This window comes from Rudaea sp. (assembly GCF_057139185.1).
In genome coordinates this window covers 1-25089 of the sequence record NZ_DBNHDN010000029.1, presented here as the reverse complement: position 1 = coordinate 25089, position 25089 = coordinate 1, and the positions used below count along the sequence as shown (strand labels likewise).

Below are 25089 nucleotides of genomic sequence, written 5' to 3'. Positions count from 1 at the left end.
TTGACTTCAACGGTCGTGTTGTAGCGCTGCATGGTGCCTCCTGATTGTTTGCTTTGCCTGTTTCATATACGGGCGCCTCGGAAGAAATCCAGACCGCACCCGCTCTGCCTGCCTACAACACGGCAAGGTTTCGCCCCTTTTGCTTTGCGTTGACCGGCCGATCGATATCCGTATTCGATCTCCAGGTTCGAAGTCTGCTAGTGTGTGAAGCGCTTGGACCCCTCCCTTGGACACTTCTATCGGGAGTCTGGGCGCCACAGGGCTTGATGCTATGCGGGATGTGGGATCCGGACGTAAATCCTAGTCCCCCAGCCAGTACGTCAAGGCCCCGCTCGTGCGGGGCTTTGTCGTTTTTGGCGTCAGATAAGGCTTTGAGAGGGTTGTGAGGCTCGTCCCGGACCGGCGGGTGACCGGCCGTTTTCGAACGATGCTCACACCACGCCCACACCTCGCCATTAAGCGCGGCGTCTATTACTACCGTCGCAAGTGCGCCCCGAGCCCCGGCGCTTTGCGCCGCTAGGGAAGCCCACCATCGAGTTGGCTGAACACGCCGGCTTCTCGCCATAACCGGCGGTTACCGACCACATAAACGACTTCTTGGGCCCGGGTCAGTGCCACGTTCAGAAGATTGGGTCGGCCTCCCGCCCACCCGCGCGCACCGCGCTGTTGCGGATCTGGAGCGCCCAACACCAGGATGACCGCTTCGGCTTCACGCCCCTGAACCGTGTGGACCGTGCCGATCCGTTCGCTGGTCCAGCGGTAAGCATCGTCGGTCCACGCGGACAAAACGCCACTTTCGGCAATCAAGCGGCGTAGATTTTCGGCGACCACGACAAATGGGGTAACGATGTAGAGATTGCCGGGCACACCCGCGGCGACCAAACGCCGGAGTAGACTCAACACGACTTCGCCTTCTTCCGAACACCACTTGTCCCGGCCCGTTCCTTCAACATGGAGCCACGCAGAAGGGCCTAGACAGTCCGAAATAGCGGAGGCGTTCGGTGTCTTCGCCTGGACCATCAAGCCTTCGTAAGCCACTGCGTTGGCTATGCGGAACATCGGTTCCGAGCATCGCCGATGCACGAGCAACGGCACGCCCACCGATCGGCTGCCGTGACGACCTTGAAACTCTGCGAAATAGGGGGTGGCCGCATCAGCCAATGTTTGAGTCGAGGCCGTGGGCGGGTTGAAGTGATCCGGGTCGATGCCGAACCGGCGGCAAATGGTCTGCGTCAGGCTGTCCGGAAGCGGCACAACCGGTTCGATCTGGACCGGATCGCCCACCACGACCGCGCGGCGCGTGCGCAGGAGCGCACCCACCGCCTGTTGGGGCGATGCTTGCCCGGCCTCATCGATCAACAGCCAGCCCAGGCTCTCCGGTGGCAGCGCACCCATCATGCGTTCCACCGAAGCAAAAGTGGTCGAAACGACCGGAACGACCAGAAAGAGAGTGGCCCAGACATCGGGCAGGAGTGCTGCCTTGGGGCCGGTGAGTGGACCTCCCGACGGTCCCATCGCGTTCATCAACGCGCCGAGATTGTGCTTGATGGGTTTAGCAGCCGCGTCGACGAACGCCTTGTGCACAGCCATAGCTGCCACGAAAAGATCGTCGCGCAGTCTCTGAGTTGCTTGATCGCACCAGGGCACCGTTTTGTGGCGTCGGCCGTGCGGCTGCGCAAAAAAAGCATCGTCGATGAAATGCGCCTCCAAGCGGGCTCGGGCAGCGTCCACCTGTTTCCGAGTGGCCTCATGGAGCGCGTGTGCCTGTCCGGATTCCGTCAAGCATCGCGCGACGGTGTCGGCCGCCTTCTGCCGGATATTTTCCTGCTGCTGGAACAGTGCGGCCCGTTCGGCCTGCACCGAGCGGGCGTTGTCGACGGCCTTTACCAACGGATCGCGGGCACCGCTCCAGGCTTTGGCAGGACCGGAGCGAAACAGCCGTGCCCAGAACGAAGGGCGGGACGCGTCGTGCTGATTCAAGCGCCGCTCGGCAGATTGCAAAGCGGTCTGTGCGGCCGTGAGCACGGTTTTCGTTTGGGCGACCGCGCGTGTCGCCTTCTGTTCGACACTCAGGGCTGCTTCGTATGCTGTGCGGGCCTGCGCATCGGCCGCCACCAACTCCGGCAGGCGAACTACTCGCTCGCGTAGTTCCGAGAGTTCCTTGAGTGCGGTCCGGCTTTTCTTGAGACTCGGAGCAAAGCTTTGCCGCACTTTTTTCCATCGTTCAACGGCGGTGTCGTGACCGTCGGGTGCATCGGCTTCTTCCACCAGACGCGGGCGATGGCCATCCACAGGATCGGCCGGGTTGTCGCTGATCCACTGTGGAGTGCCCGCGGCTTCAGTCAAATAGGTCGACAGCCCCACTTCTTTGTCCCACCAAAATACCTTGCGGAACCTCCCTCGGTTGGCCGCGTTGCCGAGCACAGCAGCGATGAGGCCCCAGGTCGGCCGTTCGAGCAGTGCATCGGAAAGCGGTTGAAAATAGGACAACCCGGCATCGGTCGCCACCGCCGTTGCCGCAGGCAGTTCGGCGCTGACGTTTTCCACGGCTTTGTTGTTCGACGAAGCCACGATCATCTCGTGGCCTCTCAAGACTGCATCCACAGAATAAAGGTGCAGCCATGCGTTGCCGGCTTTGATCTTCTGACCGGAATGAGTAAACGCAGCAGCCGGGTCGTCGAACCGGAGCATCGCTTCGGCTCGCTCAGTCACGACGGCAGCCACCACTTCGCGCAGCAGAGTGGTCTTTCCAGTTCCTGGCGGTCCATTCACGGCCAAGATGCCGCCCTTCTTGAGGTCGCTCAGGGCCAGATTGACGGCGGCCTGTTGGAGCAAGACCAACGGGTGGCGACCCGGCGCGGGCCAGCGGGCGGGCGGAATGATGGACGGAGCCACCGCATCACCTACCGCAGCCTTGTCCTGAAACAAATCGCGGCGAGCAGCAGGTTTGTCCAACCCAAGAAACAGGCGCAGATTGCGCGGGCCTTTGCCAGCGTCGAAGAGCGCCTGTGCGCGCGCCAGATCGCCGAGGTAGAAACTGTTCAAGAGCAGCGGTTCGGGCGGCTCTGGCGAGCGGAAGTATTCGTAGGCCCGGATGGCGTAGCGCGGGGGCGTGATGAACGGCGCAGGGATCGCCAGTTGTTCCACCAGCCACGTATGAGCATCAGTGATCGTTGCACGATCCAGCGGACGCTCTTCGCCTTCTTTGTCTTTTCGGCGTAAGCGTTCGTCCAACTTCGTTTGAAGATCGGAAGCAACCGCGGACCAGCCCGCCAGTGCCGTCAGATCGCCTTTGAGGGCGACGGCCAAGCCCCAGGCAAAACTGGATACCGCCACGGGAGAGTCGCCGGCTAAGCGACCTTTGCGATCGAGCACGATGGTGGCGGTGATGGCCTCGCCCCGCACGCTAGGCCGTTCCGAACGAGTGTCCTCGAAGCAGTCCATCAGTGCACCGAACGCGTGTTCCGCATTCACCGTTCCCAGCACCACATGATAAAAAAGTTGCTTGTGGGGCCGAGCTCCTTCTCCTCTCTCCCAGGGCAACACTCCCTCATCGATCCTGGCGACCAGGCGCGCATCGCCACCCGATGCCAGTTGCTGTGGCTTGAGGAAGGTTTGAGGACTCAATACTTCCAGCGCGGTCCATGCTCCCAGAACGCGCTTAGGCGCATTCGTCATCGGCGGCATAGGCGCATCCACGGGCGTGCCGCGGAACGACGGTTGCGATGCGGGCGGGGGAGGCGAAGGCGCCGGGCGGGCGGGTGGCGGTGGTGCAGCCGGTGGACGTTTGGTGGAAGCGGCCGGTGCGCGCGCCGGTCTTTCAGGGTTGGGCGAAGGCCTACCTTGATGGGCGAGACGAACACGTTCCGCCAGACGCCCCGCGCGATCCGTTGATCGGTGCTCCAACTCTTGAGCAAGCGCGTCCAAGAATGCCGGTTCGGCGTTCCGCTCGTCGAACGCCGCTTCAAGATCGGCAATCGATTGCGCGAAAAACGGGCGGCTCACGATCCGTGCCCCTGTGCAAACAATCGTTCCCTCATGGCCGTTCCTATTCCCGTGTCCCGCCGAACGCTGATCACGCGTTGCGCCGACTATAAATCACCGCATGGCGCAGGTCATGTTGCCAGAATCGGATATTTGTATATTTTTGGAAGATGCTCCACAAGAGAATCGGCAATGGCGATCTTTCATACAACCTTGAAGACTTTCGGTCGATCGAAAGGCCAATCAGCTACGGCCGCAGCGGCCTATCGAATCGGTGGGCGGATTCTCGATGACCGCACCGGCGCCATCCATGACTATTCTCGTCGAGAGGGAGTAGTCACTGTGCGCAGTTTTGCGCCGTCGAGCGCGCCAGCTTGGGCCAACGACCCAGCGCGGCTCTGGAACGCGGCCGAGGCTTCGGAAATCCGCCGAAATGCCCGAGTGGGGCGTGAACTTGAGGTCGCATTGCCAGCAGAGCTATCCCACGACCAGCGATCGACGCTGGCCGACGCGCTCGCTCATCTGTTGGTAGATCGCTACCGAGTTGCGGTAACAGCTGCCGTTCACGCGCCGGATGTGGCAGGCGACCAGCGCAACCACCATGTCCATCTGTTGTTTACGACACGCTGTTACATATTGTCAAATTTCACCCGAATCGAGACATCAACCGGTTTCCGAAGGGGAATAGCTTTCCTGCATCGGCGCTTTGCCTATCGATACGGGAGTCCAGCTATGAAGGCTGTTGCCCTTGCTCCAGCAGGTTGCACGAGGTTGCGGTCCAGGCCGGCGCCGCCAGTGCATGCGATTCCCCCACCGATAGACATCGAGGTCGTGCGGGCCCTCGTACCTGTCGTGCAGCGCAAGCTCGTCGCCGGGCAGTATCTGTATCGCGCCGGGCAGCCGTTTGACGCGTTGTATCTGGTCAACCTGGGGTTCCTGAAGACCTGCCTGATCGCAGAAGACGGTCGCGAGCAGGTCACCGGCTTTCGCATGCGCGGCGATCTGATCGGCATCGAGTCGATCGGCGCGGATACGCATGAGTGCGATGTAGTCGCGTTGGAGACGAGCGGCGTCTGGGAACTGCCGTATCCGGCGATTCTGCGTGCCTGCGCGCAGATGCCGGAGTGGCACGAGCGACTGACCTGGGCGTTGGCCGCCGAGATACGCAACGATCGTTCCTGGAAGCTCGCGCTCGCCTCGCTGAGTTCGGAGCAGCGCGTCGCCGCGTTCCTGCTCGACCTGGCTTCGCGTCACCGCGTGCTCGGCTTCAGCTCACGCCATTTCGTGTTGCGCATGGGGCGCGCGGACATCGGCAGTTTCCTCGCGCTCAAGCACGAGACGGTGACGCGCGCACTGACGCGCCTGGCGGCCCTCGGCTGCATCGAAGTGCACTGGCGCGAGATCCGCATTCTCGATGCGGAGGCCCTGCGTGGCGTGATCCAGGGTCAGGACCAGGCAGCCTGATCTACGCGGATCAAGACGGATCGAGTTTCCGTCGCATCGCCGCGGACAGCTCTTCGCGGCGGTAAGGTTTGCGCAACAGTTCGAACGCCCCGCCGCTGTGCGCGGAACGCTCGTCGCCGGAGGTGAGCAAAATCGGCAGCGCCGGCCAGCGCTGGCGGATTTCCTCGGCGAGTTCGACGCCGTTCATGCCGTTGCCGAGCATCACGTCGGAAAACACCAGCGCGATTTCCGGGTGTTGCGGGATCGTGCGCAGCGCTTCGGCCGCATCCGCGCAGGGCAGCGCCGTGTAGCCGAGCGAGTGCAGGAAGGCGAGCGCCGCGCGACGCACGTCGGCGTCATCCTCGACGACGAGGACGGTTTCGTCGCCGTGCGCGTTCGTGGATGCGGTGGCGAGCGGCTCCGGCGCGCTCGCGTCCGCCGCGAGCACCGGCAGGTACAGTTCCACACAGGTCCCGTAGCCGAGTTTGCTGTCGATGGTCAGATGTCCGCCAGACTGGACGACGAAGCCGTAGACCATCGACAAGCCCAGTCCCGAGCCCTTGCCCTGTTCCTTGGTCGTGAAGAATGGTTCCAGTGCGCGCGCCAGCACGTCCGGAGTCATGCCGTAGCCGGTATCGCGCACGCTGACGACGACGTAACGGTCGGGTTTGGCTTCCCCGGTGGCCTTTGCCGCTTCGATTTCGCCGATGCGGGCGCCGATATGCAGGCGCCCGCCGCGCGGCATCGCGTCGCGTGCGTTGATCGCGAGATTGACCAGGGCCGTGTCGAGCTGGCCCGGATCGACGAAGACGCGCGGCATGTCCGGCGGACATTCGATGCGCAGGTCGATTGCTTCGCCGAGCGTGCGTCGCAGCATGCCGCCGACGTCGTCGAGCAGCACCGCCGGCTCGCAGGCGCGTGGCGACAGCTTCTGGCGTCGCGCGAAGGCGAGCAGTTTGCGCGTCAGTTCGGCGCCACGGCCGACCGCGCGCAACGCGATCGCGATCGATTCGAGCTGATCGGGGCGATCGGCGAGGTCGTCCTCCAGAATCTGCAGGTTTGCCGAGATGACCGTGAGCAGGTTGTTGAAATCATGCGCGATGCCACCGGTCAGCTGGCCGATGGCCTCGAGCCGCTGCGCGTGCGAAAGTTGTTCCTCGGTGCGCATGCGTTGCAGGGTCGATGCGAGCGTCGTCGCGACCGAATGCAGAAAGTGCAGCGCGTCGTGGTCGAACCGATGCGATTCGCGCGACAGCGCGAGCAGCGCGGAAGCCGGCGCGCCGAGATCGGGCAGCGGGATCACCGCGCTCGAGGCGAAGCCGGCCTCGCGCAGCGCGTCGTTGTTCGCGCTGGCACGCGCCTGGTCGGTCGCGGCCAGGTGCGCGATGAGGTCGGCGTTCAACAATTCGGACAGGCGCGTCGCTCCCTCGGCCGCGATGCCGAACGAAGCGCGCACCTGCAGGCGCTCGCGCATGATCGGCTTGAACACGATGGCCGATGCGTCGACGCCGAGTGCTTCGGCGACCAGCGTCGGTATGCGCGCGATCGCGTCGTCAAGGTCGGGAGAGGCGAGGATGAGTTGGCCGATCTGTGCCATGACCTTGTCGTGACGCGCACGCGCCAGCGCCTGGCGTGCACGCTGCGTTTCGGAGATGTCGCGGATCGCGGCAACGACGATGCGGCCTTCGGGCGCGTCGATCGGGCTCAACGCGATCTCGACCGGGAATTCGCTGCCATCGCTGCGCAGCCCGGTCAGTTCCTGGCCCACACCCATCGAGCGTGTGTGCGGATTGGCGATGTAGTGCGCCAGGTGCGCTTGATGCGCGCCGCGTGCATGCGCGGGGATCAGCATGTCGATGCCGGTGCCGAGCAGCCTGGCCTCGACATAGCCGAACAGACGCTCCGCCTGTGCGTTCGCGCGAACGATGCGTCCGCCGGAGTCGACCGCGATCATCGCATCAGGTGAAATATCGAACAGCTCGCGGTACATCGTCAGCCTCTGCCTTGCGCTCGTCAGTGGTGCTCGACGCGCGCGGCGAGAAGATAGCCCGCGTTGCGTATCGACTTGATCAGTTGCGGACTGGACGGGTCCACCTCGATCTTGCGTCGCAGGCGGCCGATCTGCACGTCGACCGCACGATCGAACGGGCCGCGGTCGCGGCCATGCATTTCGTCCATGATCCGGTCACGCGAGAGCACGCGGTTGGCGTGGCGCACGAGCACGCAGAGCAGATCGAACTCGCCGGAGGTCAATGCCACCGCGTCCCCGTTCGCGTCGGTCAGGCTGCGCCGGTCGGGATCGAGAACGAAGCCGGCGAACGCGTAACCGGTCGGGGCCTGCGGTGCCGGCTCCGGCATCGCCGTGGCGGCGACGCTGGTGCGTCTGAGCACGCTGCGCACGCGTGCGAGCAACTCGCGCAGGTCGAACGGTTTGGTCACGTAATCGTCGGCACCGAGTTCCAGGCCGACGACGCGGTCCACCGACTCGCCGCGGCCGGTGACGATGATGATCGCGCCGCGCCAGTGCTCGCGCAGCCAGCGGGTCAGTTCGAAGCCGTCTTCGCGCGGCAAGCCCAGGTCGAGCAGCACCGCGTCCACCCCCTCGTCCTGCACGATCGCACGCATCGCCTCACCATCGCCCGCGGTACTGACGCGAAAACCGTACCGGCCGAGATAGCGCGCGATCGAATCGGCGATTTCGGCTTCGTCGTCGACGACGAGCAGGTGCGGCAGGGGCGTTGACGCGGAAGGCGTCGTCGAGGCCATGCGGATGCGCGGCTGATTGCGGTGGTTCGATTCTAGCAAAACGGCGGGGCGCGCCGGGCCGCTTCCGGTTCATCGCCGGCACTCAACCGACGTCGGCGGTGACGCCGAGCCGACGATGCATGATCGGGCTGGTCGTCGTGTACTGCAGGTGCACCTTTTCTCCCGGCGCCATGTACTCGCGCACGCCGAATGCGGCGAGCGCCGCTTCGTGAAATCCGCTGAGTATCAGTTTCTTCTTGCCGGGGTAGGTGTTGATGTCACCCACGGCGAAGACGCCCGGAACGTTGGTCGTGAACGTCGCCGTGTCCGTCTCGATCTGGTTCTTGTCCAGATTCAGGCCCCAGCCCGCGATCGGCCCGAGGTTCGGATGCAGGCCCCAGAAGACGAGCAACTGCTGCGTGTCGACACGGTTGACCATGCCGCTCGCCGCGCGCACGCGCACCGCGGCGAGCTTGTCGCCGTCGAGTTCGAGGCCGTTGATTTCGCCTTCGAGAAACTGCATCTTCAGCTCTTCGCACAGTTGCTCCATCTGCCGCACCTTGGCCGGCGCCGCACGGAAAGCCGTGGAGCGATGCACGAGCACGAGACTGCGCACCTTGTCGTGCAATGCCAGTGCCCAATCCAGCGCCGAGTCTCCGGCCCCGGCGATGACCACGTCCTTGTCCGCGAACAGCGCGGGATCGGTGACCTTGTAGTGCAAACTGCTGCTTTCGATCGCTTCCGCGCCGGGCACGCGCAACCGCCGTGGATGGAATGCGCCGACGCCGGCGGCAACGATGATGGCGCCGGCGTCGAAGCATGTGCCCGCGCTCGTACGTACGCGGAAGCGTCCGCCCGGCAACTGCTCGAACCCGGTCACCTCCTCGCCGAGATGGAACTGCGGCGAGAACGGCTTGATCTGCTCGAGCAGGCGATCGACGAGTTCACGCGAAGTGCAAACGGGAATCGCGGGGATGTCGTAGATCGGCTTGTCCGGATACAACTCGATGCACTGGCCACCGACCTGGGCCATGCTGTCGACGACATGCGCCTTCAGGCCGAGCAGGCCCAGTTCGAAAACCTGGAACAAACCGACCGGGCCCGCGCCGACGACGACCACGTCGGCGACGATGAGCGGGCGTGCGGCGATACTCGGCTCTCCGTCCATCGTTGCGCGCCCGCTCAGAACCGATAGCCGACGGCGAAACCGTAGGCGAACGGATCGATGCGCACGGTGCCGACCTTGGCGCCGTTCACCCTGGCGTCGGTGCCGATCCGGATCCAGCGTGCGTCGAGCGCGACGAGCCAGTGTTCGTCGATGCGGAAGTCGAGACCGGCATGCGCGGCCAGGCCGAAGCTGTCGTCGAGACTCAGCCTGGTGCCGGCGAGCGCGCCGGTCGTGCGCTCGCTGAAGAACGTCGTGTAGTTCAGGCCGAGGCCGACGAACGGCGACACCTTGCTGCCGGCGTTGAAGTGGTACTGCACGCTGACCGTCGGCGGCAGTTGCTTGGTCGTCGCGGCCTTGACCCCGTTGAGCTTGACCTCGTGCTGCCACGGCAGCGAGGCGAGAACCTCGATGCCCCAGGCGGACGTGAACATGTATTCCGCGGTGATCGTCGGCTTCACGTCGGAACCGACGTCGCTCTTGAGCGCGCCGCCGGCGAGCGCGCCGTTGTCGGACTTCGGATCGACCGAATGCACGCCAACCTTGACGATCCAGCTCGGGTCCTGGGCGTGGACGAGCGGCGCGCCGGCGGCGAACGCGCAGGCGACGGCGGCGACGAGAAGCTTCATGGCGTTTTCCCTGCTTGTTGTTTGGCCGCCCCAATGTAGGGCGACCCGTCCGTGCCGCTTTTGCGCCAGATCAAAAGCGCGGGGACGTGCGACATTGCGCCGCAACGGGTGTTCAGTGTGGCGTGCTGGTCGCTTTGCGCACGGCCGCGAGAAACTCCGGATCGACGTCGCCGAGCTTGTCGGTGCGCGCCACGATGCGACCCTCTGCATCGAGCAGGGTAAGCACGCCGGAATGATTGAAGCCGCCGTCCGGCAGCGCGCGATACTGCACGTCGAGCGCGGCGGCGAGGCGACGCACGCCGGCGGCGTCGGTCCGCGTCAACGTCCAGCGCGCGAGATCGACGTGGCGTTCCGTCGCGGCGGCCTTGAGCGCCGGCGGCGTGTCGCGTGCGCTGTCGAAGCTGACCAGCACGACGCGCAGTCGCGCGCGCGCCGCCTCGTCGAGCGAGCGCTCGGCGCGCTTGGCCGTCTCGACAATCAGCGGGCACATGTACGGGCACGAGGTGTAGAACATCGCGATCAGTACGGGTCCGCCGCGCCGGTCGCCGAGCATCAGGCCGTGGCCGTCCTGATCGACGAGGGCGAGGTCGAGCCGATAGATGGAGTCGCCGGGCAGCGCATCAGCGCGGCCGCGGGTATCCGCGGCGGCAACGACCGTGATGAATGCCATGGCAAGCGCAGCGAACGCGATGCGCAACGAGACAGGAATCTTCATGGGCCTTCTCCGATGCCATCCCTGGCGCAGCGGAATCCGAGGTTTGCCGTGGTGTTCGCCGCCTTGAGCGAACTGAGCATGGCGATGCGCATCAGCACCGCGTAGTTGTCGCGGTCACGCAGGTTGAGCGCCCCGGCGCCGCAGAATTTGAGCCGGTCGGGATCGTTCTGGTCGCGGCTGTCGCTGGCGATGAGCAGGGCATTGAAATCGTCGACCCATTCCCAGACCAGGCCGTGCAGGTCGCGCACGCCGTGGAAATTGGCGGCGCCACCGATGTTGGCCAGGGGCTGGCTCGACGGCTGCGCGTACCAGTTGAGGATCGCCGCGCGCCACGCCGGATCGCTGCGCGCATCGGCGCGTGTGGCATCGGCCGCGGCGGCGAATTCCCATTCGTTCCAGGTCGGCAGGCGCGCGCCTTCGCTCGCGCAGAACGCCTGCGCCGCGAACCAGCTGACCTGGGTGACGGGCTGATCGGGTTTGGCGTCCGCGCCGAGTATGTCCGCGGCGCCCCATTGCGCGAGATAGCGGGGTTCGGCGAAGACGCGCGCGACGCGGTCGCGGCGCCAATCCGGATGCGTCTTCACGAAGGCGAGAAACTCCGCGTTGGTCACCGGCTCGCGACGCAGGCGGAACGGCGCGAGCTTGACGTCGGCATTGTTCGTGTCCGCCGGCAGCACGCTGGCGAAGGTACCGCCCGGCAGGCTGGCATAGTCCGCCGCGAACGCCGGAGCCGAGAACGCGGCGCTGAAAAAGCCCAGGCAGAGCAGCGGCTTCATGATGTCGTCTCGGCAAGCATAATGGCGACGGGGCGGGGGGCGTTCCTTCCTCAGTGCTCGCCCGCCGGTGCGGGAGACGCAGGCGTGGCGCGTGCCTTGGCCACTTCTTCCTTGCTGTACTGGCCACCCGGGTTGCCCCAGCTGTTGAGTACGTAGGTGAGGATGTTCGCCACCTCGTCGTCGGTGAGCTGTGCCATCGGCGGCATCACCGAATCGTACTCCTTGCCGTTGACCTTGATCTTGCCGGTAAGGCCGTGGGTGACGATGTTCATCGCGCGCTTGGGATCGGCGGCCAGGAAGTCGGACTTGGCCAGCGGCGGGAACACGTTGGGCAGACCTTCGCCGCTCGCCTGGTGACAGACCGAACAGGTGCCGGTGAAGAGTTGCTTGCCCGCTGCGATCTGCTCGTCTTTGGTCAGCGTGCCGGCCGCATGCGCCTTGGCCGCCGCCGTCACTGCCTTGAGGTTCGGCTCCGAGCGGTCGCCCAGGTACACCGAGTCGACTTCCTTGCCCGAGTAGACGAGCTTGTTCTCCGGGCCGTCCACCTTGAGGATGCCCAGCGCGCCCTTGTTGAACGCGCGGAAGATCGAGTGGTCGACCAGCACGTAGCTGCCCGGCACGTCGGTGTGGAACTCCACGATCGCCGCGCCGCCGGCGGGGATCAGCGTGGTCTGCACGTTGTGCTGGGCCACCGTGCCGCCTTCGGGCTGCACGCTGTCGAAGATCTCGCCGATCACATGGAAGCTCGACACCAGGTTCGGGCCGCCGTTGCCCACGAACAGGCGCACCGTTTCGTTGGTCTTGGCGGTGAGCGCGTTGTCGCCGGTGAGCGAGCCTTCCTTGCCGTTGAACAGCACGTAGGTGGGCTTCTCGTCGATCGCCTTCTCCATGTCGAACGGCTGCAGGCCCTTCTCGCGGTACTTGCCCGTGGTGTAGAAGTCGCCCTGCATCACGTAGTACTCGTGGTCGACCTTGGGCATGCCCTCCGGCGGCTCGACCAGGATCAGGCCGTACATGCCGTTGGCGATGTGCATGCCGACCGGCGCGGTCGCGCAATGGTAGACATAGATGCCCTGGTTCAGCGCCTTGAACGTGAACTGTGACTCGTGGCCCGGCGCGGTGAAGCTGGAGGCCGCGCCGCCACCCGGGCCGGTGACGCCGTGCAGGTCGATGTTGTGCGGCATTTTGCTGTCGGGCGCGTTCTTCAGGTGGAACTCCACCGTGTCGCCCTGACGCACGCGGATGAAGCTGCCGGGTACGGTGCCGCCGAACGTCCAGAACGTGTAGGTCACGCCCTCGGAGATCGGCAGTTCCTTCTCGATCACTTCGAGCTCGACGATCACCTTCGCCGGCTTGTCGCGATGGATCGGCGGCGGCACGTGCGGCGGACTGGTCAAGGTCGCGTGGATCGGCTCGCCTTGCGGCGCGCCGAAGTCGCCGTGTTGCGAACCACCGGCCGCGGGCGTTGCCGATGCGTCGGACGGCGCCGCACCGCCGTGGCCGCAGGCGGCGAGGGCGAGGGCCAGGGAGGCGACAAGTGCGAGCGGAGCGAACGACAATTTCATGGCGAACCTCGTGCGGGTAAATGGATGTAGGTAGATTAAGGAGCGTTGCCGCGAAAGGCCATGATCCAGGTCAAAGTCGTCGCGAAATTCGTCAGCCGCGCAGCAATTGCCACCAGCCAAGCGGATGATGCGCGAGCGCGACTCCGATCACCAGAACGAACGCGACGATGGCGCCCGCGAAGCAGGCCCGCCGCAACGTATTCGAGTTGCCGCGGCGCAGTGTGAACACGCCGAGCACGATGTAGGCGACGATCAGCGCGAGCTTCATCGTGAGCCAGTGGTTGGCGAAAAATCCGGACGGCAGGATCGTCGCGAGCATCAATGCCGCGCTGAGCAACACCGTGTCTATCGTGTAGCTCGCGTAGCGCACGGGCGCGGCGTACGGCCACGCAGCGCCGGCGAGCGCCGTGCCGCCGCGTAGGAGGAACAGGCTGCCGCTCAGCATGACGGCGCAGATATGCACCCATTTGATCTGCGCGTAGAACTCCATCATTGCGACGTCATCCGGGCTTGCCGTCGGCGCGCGGCGAAGCGTAGATCCACAGCGAGCGCAGCACCCACGGCGCGAACGCCGCAAGCCAACCGAACGCGGCGACCACAAGCCAAGCCTGGGTGGCGTGCACGAGTTCCGCGCCAATGCGTGCGAGCGCGACGAGTTGCAGCAGGGCGAACGTCGTCCATGCGATTGCGCCCATCTGCAGTGGCCGCCCCGAATGCCCCTGGGTCACGCGCGTGACCATGGCGACGAGCATCGAGCCGAAGAAGCCGACGGTCAGTGCATGCACCGGCGCGCGGCCGAGGACGAAGGCGCCGTCGAACCACAGCAGCGCGCTCTGCAAGGCGAACAGCGCGAACGCGACCGGCAGCCAGGCAAAGGCGAGATACAGTGCAGCGAGCAGGCCGGGGCGCCGGCACTTCCACGGTTGCCAGGCGAGCCAGTGCCATAACAGCACGCCGGCAAGCAAGGTATCGACCGGCCACGCCGCGTCGAAGCGGTGGCTGAGTTCGAGCGCCAGGTGCGCGAGGCACAGCGACCAGACCAGCGGCAGGCTCCACCCCGGCCTCACGACCCGATATGCCGGGCCGATCGCGCTGGCGCTGAAAAAAGGAATCATGCGATGGCAGACGGTGAAGTACACCGGCAGCAGGCAGGCGAACGTGCCGATCTTGATCGCCGCGATCGCGAGCCACCACGGCGCGCTGGCGAGCCAGGCAACGAACGCGGCGAGACCGATGGCACCACAAAGCAACGCCACCGCGCACGACCACGCGTGCCGATCCTTCGCGCCGCTGCGCAGCAATACGCGGCCGAGCTTGAACAGGCCCGTGCACCAGCCGCACAGCATCGCGACGAAGCCGGCGACGAGCACCGGTTTCGAGCCGAGCAGGCCGAGGTGCGCGAGCAGATAGCCGCCGAACAGGCCAGCGAACACCGGAACATAGTCGCGGCGTTCGAGCGCCGGCTGATTCAACCAGCGCGGAAACACGGTGAGCAGGAAGCCGAAGATGAACAGCGGCAGCATGCCGTACTGGGTCAGCATCGCATGTGCCCAGCCCGGCGGCACGGGCGCGGCGGGAAAGGCATGGCCGAACCACGCTGCGCCGAGATAACAAGCCCACCACAGCATCGACGTCAGCACCGCCGTCGCGCCGCCGAAGAACATCAACCGGTGCGGAGCGCTGGAGAGTAGAGCCTGCACCGTAGCCAGACTCAGGCGTTCCGGCGCGGCGGCGGATGCGGTGCCCACGCCACCTGTCTCGACGTGCAGCGCAATGGCGCTGCGCGGACGCTGGATCCTGTCTTGCGCGTTCATGTGGTGAGTATCGACGGTCGCAGCAGCGCATGCCTTGATCCAGGTCAGGGTATCGCGAGAACGGCGGGATGTGGTCCCGATGCACGGATTCATGGCAGCGAGCGGCGCGCGGCCCCCGCCGCGAAATTCCGCCGCACCCGGCTCTCGGGATGATCCTGCTGATTCGATCAGTTGACAATCCGCTGATCAAAAGACCGAGCCACGAAGGGTGCGAAGCAAGAAAACATTGATTTCGAGTTTTCCCTCGGGTTCTTCGTAGTCCGAAGCGTTGCCGCTTTTTGGCAACCGGTCGGACAAACTCAGGGTCAACGGACCTCGCCGGGAAGCGGGTCTGCTTGACGCGGATCAAGGCAGGCGGGCCCGGTGTCCGGCAACCTGTCGCCGGATCGGCCCTCCCGGCGCGAGGGGCCGTTCGTGCGGCCTGGCAGGCATCGACCGCCGCTGCTTTCCCCGCGCGCCATCGGGAAACCTGTGTCATGACCGACTACATCACTGCGTGGCAGTGCATCGGCTGCGGCAAGATCGAGGCGCCGCAGACCTGCATCGGCGTGTGCCGTGACCGCAAGGTATTCTTCGTCGGCAAGGGCGAGCATGAAGAAGCGCTGGCCGAGGTCGCGCGACTGCGCGGGCAGCTCGATGCCGCCGCGGAGATGCTGTTGCGTTTCGAGCGCGCCGCGCCGCGCAAGGGCCAGTGGGAACGCTCGTACCAAGCGCTGCAGCAGCAGGTGCGCGAAGTGCGCGCAGTACTTGCCGTCGACGCGAAGGCGCGCTGATCGCCTCGGTGCGAAGTCCACCGCCTGCGAGTTGATCCAGGTCAGAGCGGTTGCATGCGCCGCGTTGCAGACTTCGGCATCATTTCCAGGAAGCCGCAGCCATGTCCCGACCGTCCTCGCTCGATCACGAGCAGATCCTGTCCTGCGCGCGCGGCGAGATGTTCGGTGCCGACAACGCTCGTTTGCCGTCACCGCCGATGCTGATGTTCGATCGCATCACTCGCGTCGACGAGCACGGCGGCGAGTTCGGCAAGGGCCTGTTGCAAGCCGAGCTCGATATCCGTCCGGACCTGTGGTTCTTCGATTGCCATTTCCAGGGCGACCCGGTAATGCCGGGTTGCCTCGGTCTGGATGCGATGTGGCAGCTCGCCGGCTTCTTCCTGCCCTGGCTTGGTGAGGCGGGGCGCGGACGCGCGCTCGGTGTCGGCGAGGTCAAGTTCACCGGCCAGGTGCTGCGCGAAGCGAAGGTCGTGCGCTACGTCATCGACATAAGCCGCGTCATCCGCAATCGTTTGAAGATGGTCGTGGCAAACGGCCGCACTTTCGTCGACGACCGCCTGATCTACGCCGCGAAGGATCTGCGCGTGGGTCTGTTCCGCAACACGGAGGGGTTCTGATGCGTCGCGTCGTGGTCACCGGCATGGGTCTGGTCTCCTGCATTGGCAACGCGGCGGAAAACGTGTCGCGCGCGTTGCGCAATGGTCTCAGCGGCATCCGCGCAATGCCCGACTATGCAACGCAGGGCCTGCGCAGTCAGGTTGCCGGCCAACCCGAGATCGATCTTGCCGCCGCGATCGATCGCAAGCTCAAGCGTTTCATGGGGGATGCCGCGGCGTACGCCTACGTGTCGATGCGTGATGCGATCGCCGATGCCGGGCTCGCCCTCGACCGCGTGCGTCATCCGCGCACCGGCGTGATCGCCGGTTCCGGCGGCGGCTCGGCCGAATGGCAGATCGAGACGGGCGACCTGCTGCGCGGAAAGGGCGTGCGCCGCGTCGGTCCGTACATGGTGCCGCGCACGATGTGTTCGACCGTGTCGGCGACGCTGGCGACTGCGTTCGGCATCCTCGGCCTCAGCTATTCCATCGCCGCCGCCTGCGCGACGTCCGCGCACTGCATCGGTACCGCCGCCGATCTGATCCGCCACGGCGCGCAGGACATCGTGTTCGCCGGCGGCGGCGAGGAACTGCACTGGGGCATGACTGCGCAGTTCGACGCCATGGGCGCGCTGTCGAGCGGCTTCAACGCGACGCCACAGGCTTCCTCGCGACCTTACGACGCCCGCCGCGACGGTTTCGTCATCGCCGGCGGTGGCGGCATGCTGGTGCTCGAGGATTTCGAACACGCCCGGGCGCGCGGCGCGCGCATCCACGGCGAACTGGTCGGCTATGGCGTCACTTCCGACGGCGCCGACATGGTCGCGCCGTCCGGCGAGGGGGCGGTGCGCTGCATGCGCATGGCGCTGCAGGACGTGCGCGGCCCGATCGACTACCTCAACACGCACGGCACCGCGACGCCGCTCGGCGACCTCGTGGAACTCGAGGCCGTGCGCGAGGCGTTCGGCGCCGAGGTGCCGCCGCTGTCCTCGACCAAGGCACTGACCGGTCACTCGCTCGGCGCCGCCAGCGTGCACGAGGCGATCTACAGCCTGCTGATGTTGAACGCGGGCTTCATGGCTGGCTCGGCCAACATCGATGTGCTCGATCCGCGCGCCGGAGCTTTCCCGATTCTGCGCGAAAGCCGCGAGGCGCCGCTGCGCACGGTCATGTCCAACAGTTTCGGCTTCGGCGGCACCAATGCGAGTCTCGTGTTTGCGAAGGTTTGATCGGCGAATGCCGGGGCGCGGGGCGCGAGCGGCCGCACCGGCGACGAACGACGGGCGGCGGGTTGCGAAGTTTCCTCATCCAAGAATACGGAGGCACCATGGATAGCGATGTCATCGTCATCGGCGCCGGCCCCGCGGGCCTGTGCCTGGCCCGCGCGCTCGCGTTGCGCGGCCTCGACACCACGGTAGTCGAACGCCAGCCGCTGGCCGCGATCGCCGAACCGGCATTCGACGGCCGCGAGATCGCGCTGACCCACGCCTCGATGCGCATCCTGCGCGAGCTGGGCGTCTGGCAGCGCCTGGCGGCGGACGAAATCGCGCCGCTGCGCCGCGCGCGCGTCATCGATGGCGACGACGCCGGGTTCGAGGTCGACGCCGCGGCGTTCGGCCGCGACCGCCTCGGCGTGCTCGTCTCGAACCAGTCGATCCGCCGTGCGGCCTGGGCCGCGATCGATGGCGAAGCGCGCGTGCGTGTGTGCGCCGCGGCGACCGTCGCCGCGGTCGGCGGCGAGGCGACGCATGCCTGGCTGCGTCTCGCCGACGGCACGCCGCTGCGCGCGCCGCTGCTCGTCGCCGCCGACAGCCGTTTCTCGGAGACGCGCCGCGCGATGGGCATCGCCGCCGACCTGCACGATTTCGGCCGCAGCATGCTGGTGTGCCGCATCGCGCACGCCGACCCGCATCACGGCGTGGCGTGGGAATGGTTCGGCCGTGGCCAGACGCGCGCGCTGCTGCCGCTGCGCGAACACCTCGCGTCGGCCGTGCTGACCGTGCCCGGCGACGAAGCGCAGCGCCTCGCCGCGCTGCCGCCGGATGCATTCGCGCGCGAGCTCGAAGCGCGCTATGAAGGCCGCCTCGGCGCGATCGAGCTGGCGAGCACGGTGCATGCCTATCCGCTGGTTTCGACCTGGGCACACGCGTTCGTCGCAGGCCGCTGCGCGCTTGCCGGCGACGCCGCGGTCGGCATGCATCCGGTCACCGCGCACGGCTTCAACCTCGGCCTTGCCGGGGTCGCACGCCTGGCCGACGCGATCGCCGCCGGCGTCGCGCAGCACGGTGACGCCGGCCATCCGCTGCCGCTCGCACGCTACGAACGGGCGCATCGCCGCGAGAGCCGCGTGCTCTACGCCGGCACGCGTGCGGTCGTCGAACTTTTCGGCGCCGATCGCACGCCGCTGCGGCCGTTGCGCCGCGCCGTCCTCGGCACGATGCGCGCATTGCCACCGCTGCGCCGTGCGCTCGCGGCCGGACTCATCGACGAGGCGCGGCAGCCGGCTTCGGTGCTGCGGCACGCGCGCATCGCCCTCGACGTGCTGCGGCCGCGATTCGGCAACCCGGGCGCCTGAGCGCCGCGTCTGCGGATCAATCCGGCGCGCGCCACGTTCCGTCGCGCAGGCTCGCCTCGATGCGCTCGCGCCAGGGCGAGGGTTCGATGCCCCGGGCGGCGAGCCAGCCGGCATCGAACAGCGTCTCCGCGTAGCGTTCGCCGCGATCGCACAGCAAGGTGACGAGGCTGCCGTTCGCGCCACGCGCGCGCATCGCGGCCGCGAGCTGCAGGCAGGCGACGAAGTTGGTGCCGGACGAGCCGCCGTAGCGGCGGCCGAGCAGGGTTTCCAGCGTCCACGCCGCGGCGATCGAGGCGGCATCGGGCACCTCGAGCACGTCGTCGACGACGTCGAACAGGAAGCCAGGCTCGACGCGTGCGCGGCCGATGCCTTCGATCAGCGTCGGCAGACTCGCGACCGCATTCGCGTTGCGCGTGCGCCAGCCGTGCACGTAGGCGCTGCCGGCCGGTTCCGCCACGCACAGGCGCGTCGGCAGGCGGCGGTAGCGCAGGTAGCGGCCGATCGTCGCCGAGGTGCCGCCGGTACCCGCGCCGCAGACGATCCACGTCGGCTGCGGATGCGCCTCGCGCGCGAGCTGGCCGACGATCGACTCGGCGATGTTGTTGTTGCCGCGCCAGTCGGTGGCACGCTCGGCGAGGCCGAACTGGTCGAGGTGGCAGGCACCGCGCGCGGCGTGCGCGGCGGCCCGCGCGTGGACGTCGGCCGGATCGTCGACGAGATCGCAGGTACCGCCGAGCGCCTCGACCGCACGGATCTTTGCCGGCGCGGTGCAGGCCGGCATCACCGCGGTGAAGCGCAGGCCGAGCAGGCGTGCGAACCAGGCTTCGGCGATCGCCGTGCTGCCCGACGACGCATCGACCGCGTCCTGCCCGGCGTGCAGGCGGCCGTTGCACAGTGCGTACAGGTACAGCGAGCGCGCGAGCCGGTGCTTGAGGCTGCCGGTCGGGTGCGAGGCCTCGTCCTTGAAGTAGAAATCGATGTCGGGAAAGCCGGGCAGGTCGATCTTCAGCAGGTGCGTGTCGGCCGAGCGCGCGGCCTCGCGTTCGAGCGCGTCGATCGCGGCGTGGACCCAGACGCGGTCATCCAGGCGGGCGGAAGGCGCGAGGTCGCGCGGGGATGGCGTGACGATGGAAGGCACGGTCGTGGCATCGGAGCGGTAGTGGCGACAGCATGCATGCGGTGCGCGGCACGCGCGCTGATCCAGATCAATCCATGCGCTAGCGCGATTGCAGCATCGCGTTGCGGAATCCCGGCCGGGGAAAGTCCCGTGGAACCGGTTCCGCTCTTCCCTGCTCCCGGGATGAAAAAAAAAAAAGAAAGCGCGGCTTGCGCCGCGCTTTGCTCGTGCCGGAGAAATGGAAACGGATCAGTCGCGTTCCACCGCCGCGCTGCCGATGCGGGTTGGTGCACGCTTCGGCGCGATCCACAGCCGCATCACGAACCAGGCGAACATCAGTGCGCCGACGGCGAAGATGGTGTCGCCGGGTACGCGCATCCAGATCAGCAGGTGCACGATCGGCTGGCCCATGAAATGTTCGGAACGTGCGAACCAGTAACCGTTCTCGAGCGCGGCCGAGAGCTGCAGCACGCCGAGTGGCAACAGGGTCAGCAGCGCCATCAACGACAGGCCGATGTTGAGTCCCCAGAACGAACCGCGCAGCCAACCTTCGTTCCATTCCGCGTCGGGCTTGAGACCGCGCAGGCAGAACAGCATCAAGCCGAGGCCGAGCATGCCGTAGACGCCGAACAGTGCGGTGTGGCCGTGCAGCGGGGTGAGATTGAGCCCCTGCATGTAGTACAGCGCGAGCGGCGTGTTGATGAGGAAACCGAACAGGCCGGCGCCGACCAGGTTCCAGAACGACACCGCAAGGAAGAACAGGATTGGCCAGCGGTAACGCGCCATCCACGGCGTCGCGCGGCTGTGCGACCAGGTTTCGTAGGCCTCCATGCCGACCAGTGCCAGCGGCACGACTTCGAGCGCGGAGAACGACGCGCCGAGCGCGATCACCGCCGTCGTCGTGCCGGCGAAGTAGAGATGGTGGAAGGTGCCGAGCACGCCGCCGGCCATGAACACGAAGGTCGCGAACAGCACGTTGACTGTTGCCGTGCGCGCGCGCACGAGGCCGAGCTTGACGAACAGGAAGCTCATCACCGCGACCGCGAACACTTCGAAGAAGCCTTCGACCCACAGATGCACGACCCACCAGCGCCAGTATTCGACCATCGACAGCGAGGTGTGCTCGCCCCACATCAGGCCGGCGCCGTAGAACAGCGCGATCGCGACCGTCGACAGGAACAGCAGGCCGACGATCGAGGCGACATCATCCTTGCGCCGCAATGCGGGCCACAGCGCGCGGCCGACGAGGACGAGCCAGAGCAGCAGGCCGATGAACAGGAAGATCTGCCAGAAGCGGCCGAGGTCGACGTATTCCCAGCCCTGATGGCCGAACCAGAAGTTGTATTTGAGGCCGAGCTTCTGCATCACCGCGAACCACTGCCCGGTGAACGCGCCGACGACGATGACCAGCAGGCAGACCCAGAGGAAATTCACGCCGAGGCGCTGGAACTTCGGCTCGTGGCCCGATACCGCCGGCGCGATGTACAGACCGGTCGCGAGCCACGCCGTCGCGATCCAGAGCACGGCCAGTTCGGTATGCCACGAACGCGTCAGCGCATAGGGAAAAATCTGCGAGATGTCGAAGCCGTAGAACTTCTGCCCCTCGACCTGATAGTGCGCGGTCACCGCGCCGAGCAGGATCTGGGTCAGCAGCAGCGCGATCACCACCCAGAAGTATTTCGCCGTCGCGCGCATCGAAGGCGTAACGACGATGCTGCGCAACGGATCGACTGCGGGCGGGGCGAGATGCGGCTCTTTCTTCTGCCACACCGCGTAGTGCCAGGCGAGCAGGCCGATGCCGGCGATCATGAACAGCACGCTGAACACGCTCCACAGGAATGCGCTCGGCGTCGCCGTGTTGCCGACCAGCGGCTCGTACGGCCAGTTGTTCGTGTAGCTGACGTTCGCGCCGGGGCGGTCGGTCACCGTGGCCCAGGAAGTCCAGAAGAAGAACGCCGCCAGCTGGCTGCGGTGCTCGAGCGTATCGACCGCGTTGTTGCGCATCGCGTAGGTCTCGCGCAGCTGCTGCGTCGCCGGGTCGTTGCCGAACAGGCTGACGTAGTGCGCTGCCACGTTGGCCATGACCGCAGCGCGGTCGGCGGATACGCTCAACGCCTGCGTCGATTCCGCGTAGGTGTTCTTGCGCAACTCTTCCTGCAGGCGCGCCTTGAGCACGGCTTGTGCGCCCGCATCGAGCTGGTCGAACGCGACGCCGCGTTCGCGCCGTGCCCACAGATCGAGCAGGCCGGTCGCTTCGCGGTGCAGCCAGTCGGCACTCCAGTCGGGCGCGACGAGGGCACCGTGGCCCCAGACCGTGCCGAGCTGCTGGCCGCCGATCGACTGCCAGACGACGCGGCCTTGTTCGATGTCGTGGCGGGTGAGAAGGGTCTGGCCATCCGCAGTGACGACCTTTTCAGGCAATGGCGGAGCGGTGCGATGGATCTCTCCGCCCATCCACAGCAGCACGGCGAACGTGCTGGCGAGGAGCAGGCCCAAGGCGATCCACAAACGGCGACTGGTTGACATGACGATCTCCCGGAAACGGACACCGGGAGCGTAACCGTGCGGGCGCGCCTGCTGCCCTGATCCAGGTCAAATCGGGGCCCGATTCGCGTCAATTTTCGGCTGACGTTTCGGCACAGGGAGGCTTTGGCCCGTCATCCCGGCGTGCTCCCGAGGCGAATGACGAGCTGAGGATTGGGGCCAATCAGGAATCGGAAAAGGTTGCAGCCTTGGAAACAAACCGCAACTTCCGCTTCGCCGGCTTCCCGACCCGGCGTTCGGAAAGTCGATGCTGAAAACTCCTGCCGTCCTGCGGCGAATCCGACCGACATACGTCTGCTTCGTGCGTTTCGCCAGCCCCAGCCGGCGCGCGCGAACCTCGTCGAGCAACCGCGGCCGCGCCCGCGCCGCGCCTTGCCCTTTCCCGATCCACATGTGACGATGCCATGAAGAAATTTCGCCGTCGACAAACGCCTCAAGATTAGGCTGCAGGACTAGGCTGCAGAAATCGGCAAAGGATTGTTTTCCTGCAGGAAGATTCCGCTACTACTCTCCAACTGCCGGACTAGGCAGCGGAGTTAGGCAGCGGAGTCAGATGGCGTTTTGCAACCCAATAGTAGTTAGGCACTGGAAGATGCTGAGTCGTACATCGAGGGCGTAGAGAGAACAGGCCAGTCGATGCTAGGCAATTGGGTTCTCATCACAATCGGAGCTGTCGTCCTAAGCGCTGCTGTTTCGGTCTTGATCGGACAGGCCCGTGAGACCCCCAAGGCTGAGCAATTGGTAGCAAAGCTGATCGAGCGTGCGACCCGGCCAAGAATAGGAACCGTCGATTTTGGGGCATTGTCCAATCTCCCTCCGCCGATTGCCCGTTACTTCCGCCACGTCCTGACCGACGGCCAGGAGCTGATTCACGTGGCAAGGTTGCAACAATCGGGTATGTTGCGGACAAGTACAGCTACCGAGACCTGGTCGCCGTTCACCGCAACCCACGTCGTAGTACCACCTGCAACCGGTTTCGTGTGGAACGCCAGAGTCGAGGCGCCATTGGCCACACATGTGCGCGTTCTGGATAGCTACAGTGCGGGTGTTGGCTCCGGCCGCGTGAGTCTGTTGTCTGCCTTTGCCGTTGCCTCAGAGTCCGGCGTACCAGAATTGAATTCGGGTGCGTTGCACAGGTACTTGGCCGAAGCGGTCTGGTTTCCTACCGCTCTCTTGCCTCAGTCCGGGGTAGCGTGGAGTCCGATTGATGATCACTCGGCAATGGCAACGCTGACTGACCGGGGCACCACCGTGTCGTTGGAATTCCGATTCAACGAAATCGGAGAGGTGACAGGTATCTACAGCGACGGTCGTTTCGGCAGCTTCGATGGGGAATACAGGCAAGTTCCATGGGAGGGCCACTTTCGGGACTACCAAGTTCAAGGAGGCATGCGCGTCCCCCGGTATGGTGAAGTTGGCTGGTACGATGAAGGTACCCTGCAATTGGTCTGGAAAGGCGACATCGTTAGTGTGCAGTATGAGTTTGAGTCCTAGATCACTGGTTCACGACGCGGGGTGCGCACCCAACAAGGCGCTGCACCGGACGGCAACTCCGCTGCGCTTCGTTACCGCCGGTGAGCTTAGGCGTTAGGCCCTAGATGAACCATTCTGCTATCCGTGCACCAATCGACAAGATCTTGCCATCATTCGTACCTGTCATCTTTGAACGGGGCATTCCTGGATATGCGACAGAAACTCTCAGCCACGGAGAGATACGCATTCCGACAGAACACTTACGCCCGTTACTTGTTGCATCAGCACTTATCGGCGCTTGGAATCACGCAGGAGAACGTGGCTTTGACTCAGACAAGGTGCACAAATGTTTGACGCAATCGGTTTACGCTATACCTGACTTCTTGCCCGCGGAAGCAAAAGCCGCTCTTGATTTGGTGGACCGTTTCATGTCGTTCCGAATTATTCGGGCGGAACATTCTCTGGATGACTGGCTGTGTGAGGCACTGTGGCCGGCATTCCAGGCTGCTCCTTACAGCTACCCATCTGCCATGTCCAACGCCACGTCGTATGCGCTAGGAATTGGCAATACACTTCGCAAAATGGCCCTTGAGTACTAGGGCCTAACAATTCCGTAAGAGACTTCCTGTCAACCTCGACAAAGTGATGCCATGGCGCGGCGAAGCCGCGTTGCTTTTGTTCCTTTGTATACATTGCCGCATATTCGTCAAAGCAGTGCGCAGAACGATTGTCAGACTGCAATTCCGTAATCGGTCTTGTGAGGCTGTGTGTTTCCAGCCCGGACCAGGGTAAAAACCGCACCCGAAGGCCTTGCTCGTGCATCGGTTCTGCCTGCGCCCGGGGATCAGCCGGATCGCATGGTGGCAACCGCATAGTTAGTTAGGCTCTCTTCGGGTCGGTCTGACCGGTCGTCTACTTCTCCGCTCTGACGTTGAACTGGGTGCAAGCGATCAGGTGACCGCGACGCTGGAACCGCCGCGCCCAATGATGGGCGCTGCCGCACGCCTCCATGACGAGGCGAAGCGGCGACGCGTTGCCGAAGGTCTTTGCGAAGGCCGCTCGGCTCAAACGTCGCCTCTCGACCAGTTGCCCTTGCGCATCGGCAAAAGCCAGTTCGAACACGTCCTTGGCCAGATCGATCGCCACCGTGGCAATCCGGCTTGAATCAGGCGTAG

The 25089-nt window shown here is 65.4% G+C and carries 19 protein-coding genes and 2 pseudogenes; 8 read left to right on the top strand and 13 right to left on the bottom strand.

Annotated elements, in window-relative coordinates:
• Positions 1-516 precede the first annotated feature (516 nt).
• The gene (locus tag AC16HO_RS09860) at positions 517-3687 is read right to left on the bottom strand and encodes a DEAD/DEAH box helicase (protein ID WP_484335416.1); all 3171 of its coding nucleotides are present in this window, start codon (positions 3685-3687) and stop codon (positions 517-519) included.
• A gap of 351 nt (positions 3688-4038) precedes the next feature.
• Between AC16HO_RS09860 and AC16HO_RS09855 the strand changes: the two are divergent.
• Together AC16HO_RS09855 and AC16HO_RS09850 are read left to right on the top strand one after the other, a co-directional pair.
• Positions 4039-4560 (top strand): annotated as a pseudogene (locus AC16HO_RS09855) (MobA/MobL family protein); the annotation flags it as partial.
• 255 nt (positions 4561-4815) lie between these two features.
• Positions 4816-5448 carry a helix-turn-helix domain-containing protein gene (locus tag AC16HO_RS09850; RefSeq protein ID WP_484335419.1) on the top strand — a complete coding sequence of 211 codons (633 nt, stop codon included), beginning with the start codon at positions 4816-4818 and terminating at the stop codon, positions 5446-5448.
• 10 nt (positions 5449-5458) lie between these two features.
• Here the strand turns inward: AC16HO_RS09850 and AC16HO_RS09845 are convergent, their stop codons facing one another.
• The 9 genes from AC16HO_RS09845 to AC16HO_RS09805 all read right to left on the bottom strand — a co-directional run bounded on the left by AC16HO_RS09845 (position 5459) and on the right by AC16HO_RS09805 (position 14770).
• Positions 5459-7423, bottom strand: coding sequence for a PAS domain S-box protein (locus tag AC16HO_RS09845; RefSeq protein WP_484335418.1), 1965 nt, complete (start codon positions 7421-7423; stop codon positions 5459-5461).
• A gap of 17 nt (positions 7424-7440) precedes the next feature.
• Positions 7441-8193, bottom strand: a complete 753-nt coding sequence (locus tag AC16HO_RS09840; protein WP_484335415.1) for a response regulator — start codon at positions 8191-8193, stop codon at positions 7441-7443.
• A gap of 82 nt (positions 8194-8275) precedes the next feature.
• Positions 8276-9340, bottom strand: a complete 1065-nt coding sequence (locus AC16HO_RS09835) for an NAD(P)/FAD-dependent oxidoreductase (protein WP_484335414.1) — start codon at positions 9338-9340, stop codon at positions 8276-8278.
• Between the two features lie 14 nt (positions 9341-9354).
• The gene (locus tag AC16HO_RS09830; protein WP_484335413.1) at positions 9355-9966 is read right to left on the bottom strand and encodes an OmpW/AlkL family protein; all 612 of its coding nucleotides are present in this window, start codon (positions 9964-9966) and stop codon (positions 9355-9357) included.
• Positions 9967-10078: 112 nt separating this feature from the next.
• The gene (locus AC16HO_RS09825) at positions 10079-10681 is read right to left on the bottom strand and encodes an SCO family protein (RefSeq protein ID WP_484335412.1); all 603 of its coding nucleotides are present in this window, start codon (positions 10679-10681) and stop codon (positions 10079-10081) included.
• Positions 10678-11457 carry a formylglycine-generating enzyme family protein gene (locus AC16HO_RS09820; protein WP_484335411.1) on the bottom strand — a complete coding sequence of 260 codons (780 nt, stop codon included), beginning with the start codon at positions 11455-11457 and terminating at the stop codon, positions 10678-10680. The genes AC16HO_RS09825 and AC16HO_RS09820 overlap by 4 nt, the downstream gene beginning before the upstream one ends.
• Positions 11458-11507: 50 nt before the next feature.
• Positions 11508-13022, bottom strand: a complete 1515-nt coding sequence (nirK, locus tag AC16HO_RS09815) for a copper-containing nitrite reductase (RefSeq protein WP_484335410.1) — start codon at positions 13020-13022, stop codon at positions 11508-11510.
• Positions 13023-13113: 91 nt separating this feature from the next.
• Complete coding sequence (locus AC16HO_RS09810; protein WP_484335409.1) at positions 13114-13515, bottom strand: SirB2 family protein; 402 nt, start codon at positions 13513-13515, stop codon at positions 13114-13116.
• Between the two features lie 7 nt (positions 13516-13522).
• Positions 13523-14770, bottom strand: coding sequence for an NnrS family protein (locus tag AC16HO_RS09805; RefSeq protein WP_484335417.1), 1248 nt, complete (start codon positions 14768-14770; stop codon positions 13523-13525).
• Positions 14771-15312: 542 nt separating this feature from the next.
• Here AC16HO_RS09805 and AC16HO_RS09800 point away from each other — a divergent pair.
• The 4 genes from AC16HO_RS09800 to ubiM all read left to right on the top strand — a co-directional run bounded on the left by AC16HO_RS09800 (position 15313) and on the right by ubiM (position 18780).
• The gene (locus AC16HO_RS09800) at positions 15313-15609 is read left to right on the top strand and encodes a hypothetical protein (RefSeq protein ID WP_484335408.1); all 297 of its coding nucleotides are present in this window, start codon (positions 15313-15315) and stop codon (positions 15607-15609) included.
• A 101-nt stretch (positions 15610-15710) separates the two neighbouring features.
• Positions 15711-16226, top strand: a complete 516-nt coding sequence (gene fabA / locus AC16HO_RS09795; RefSeq protein ID WP_484335407.1) for a 3-hydroxyacyl-[acyl-carrier-protein] dehydratase FabA — start codon at positions 15711-15713, stop codon at positions 16224-16226.
• Positions 16226-17434 (top strand): beta-ketoacyl-ACP synthase I, encoded by a 1209-nt coding sequence (fabB, locus tag AC16HO_RS09790; protein ID WP_484335406.1) that lies wholly within the window; start codon positions 16226-16228, stop codon positions 17432-17434. The genes fabA and fabB overlap by 1 nt, the downstream gene beginning before the upstream one ends.
• A gap of 98 nt (positions 17435-17532) precedes the next feature.
• Complete coding sequence (gene ubiM, locus AC16HO_RS09785; RefSeq protein WP_484335405.1) at positions 17533-18780, top strand: 5-demethoxyubiquinol-8 5-hydroxylase UbiM; 1248 nt, start codon at positions 17533-17535, stop codon at positions 18778-18780.
• Positions 18781-18796: 16 nt separating this feature from the next.
• On the opposite strand, the gene AC16HO_RS09780 is transcribed toward ubiM, so the two are convergent.
• Entirely contained in the window at positions 18797-19918 is a 1122-nt protein-coding gene (locus AC16HO_RS09780) for a PLP-dependent cysteine synthase family protein (RefSeq protein ID WP_484335404.1), read from the bottom strand.
• Between the two features lie 228 nt (positions 19919-20146).
• Complete coding sequence (locus AC16HO_RS09775) at positions 20147-22423, bottom strand: nitric-oxide reductase large subunit (protein ID WP_484335403.1); 2277 nt, start codon at positions 22421-22423, stop codon at positions 20147-20149.
• A 717-nt stretch (positions 22424-23140) separates the two neighbouring features.
• Between AC16HO_RS09775 and AC16HO_RS09770 the strand changes: the two genes are divergently transcribed.
• Positions 23141-23935, top strand: a complete 795-nt coding sequence (locus AC16HO_RS09770; protein WP_484335402.1) for a DUF6544 family protein — start codon at positions 23141-23143, stop codon at positions 23933-23935.
• Positions 23936-24039: 104 nt separating this feature from the next.
• Positions 24040-24513: a hypothetical protein gene (locus AC16HO_RS09765; protein WP_484335401.1), complete on the top strand. Its 474-nt coding sequence runs from the start codon at positions 24040-24042 to the stop codon at positions 24511-24513.
• A gap of 349 nt (positions 24514-24862) precedes the next feature.
• On the opposite strand, the pseudogene AC16HO_RS09760 reads toward AC16HO_RS09765, so the two are convergent.
• Positions 24863-25069: pseudogene (locus AC16HO_RS09760) on the bottom strand (IS110 family transposase); the annotation flags it as partial.
• Positions 25070-25089 lie beyond the last annotated feature (20 nt).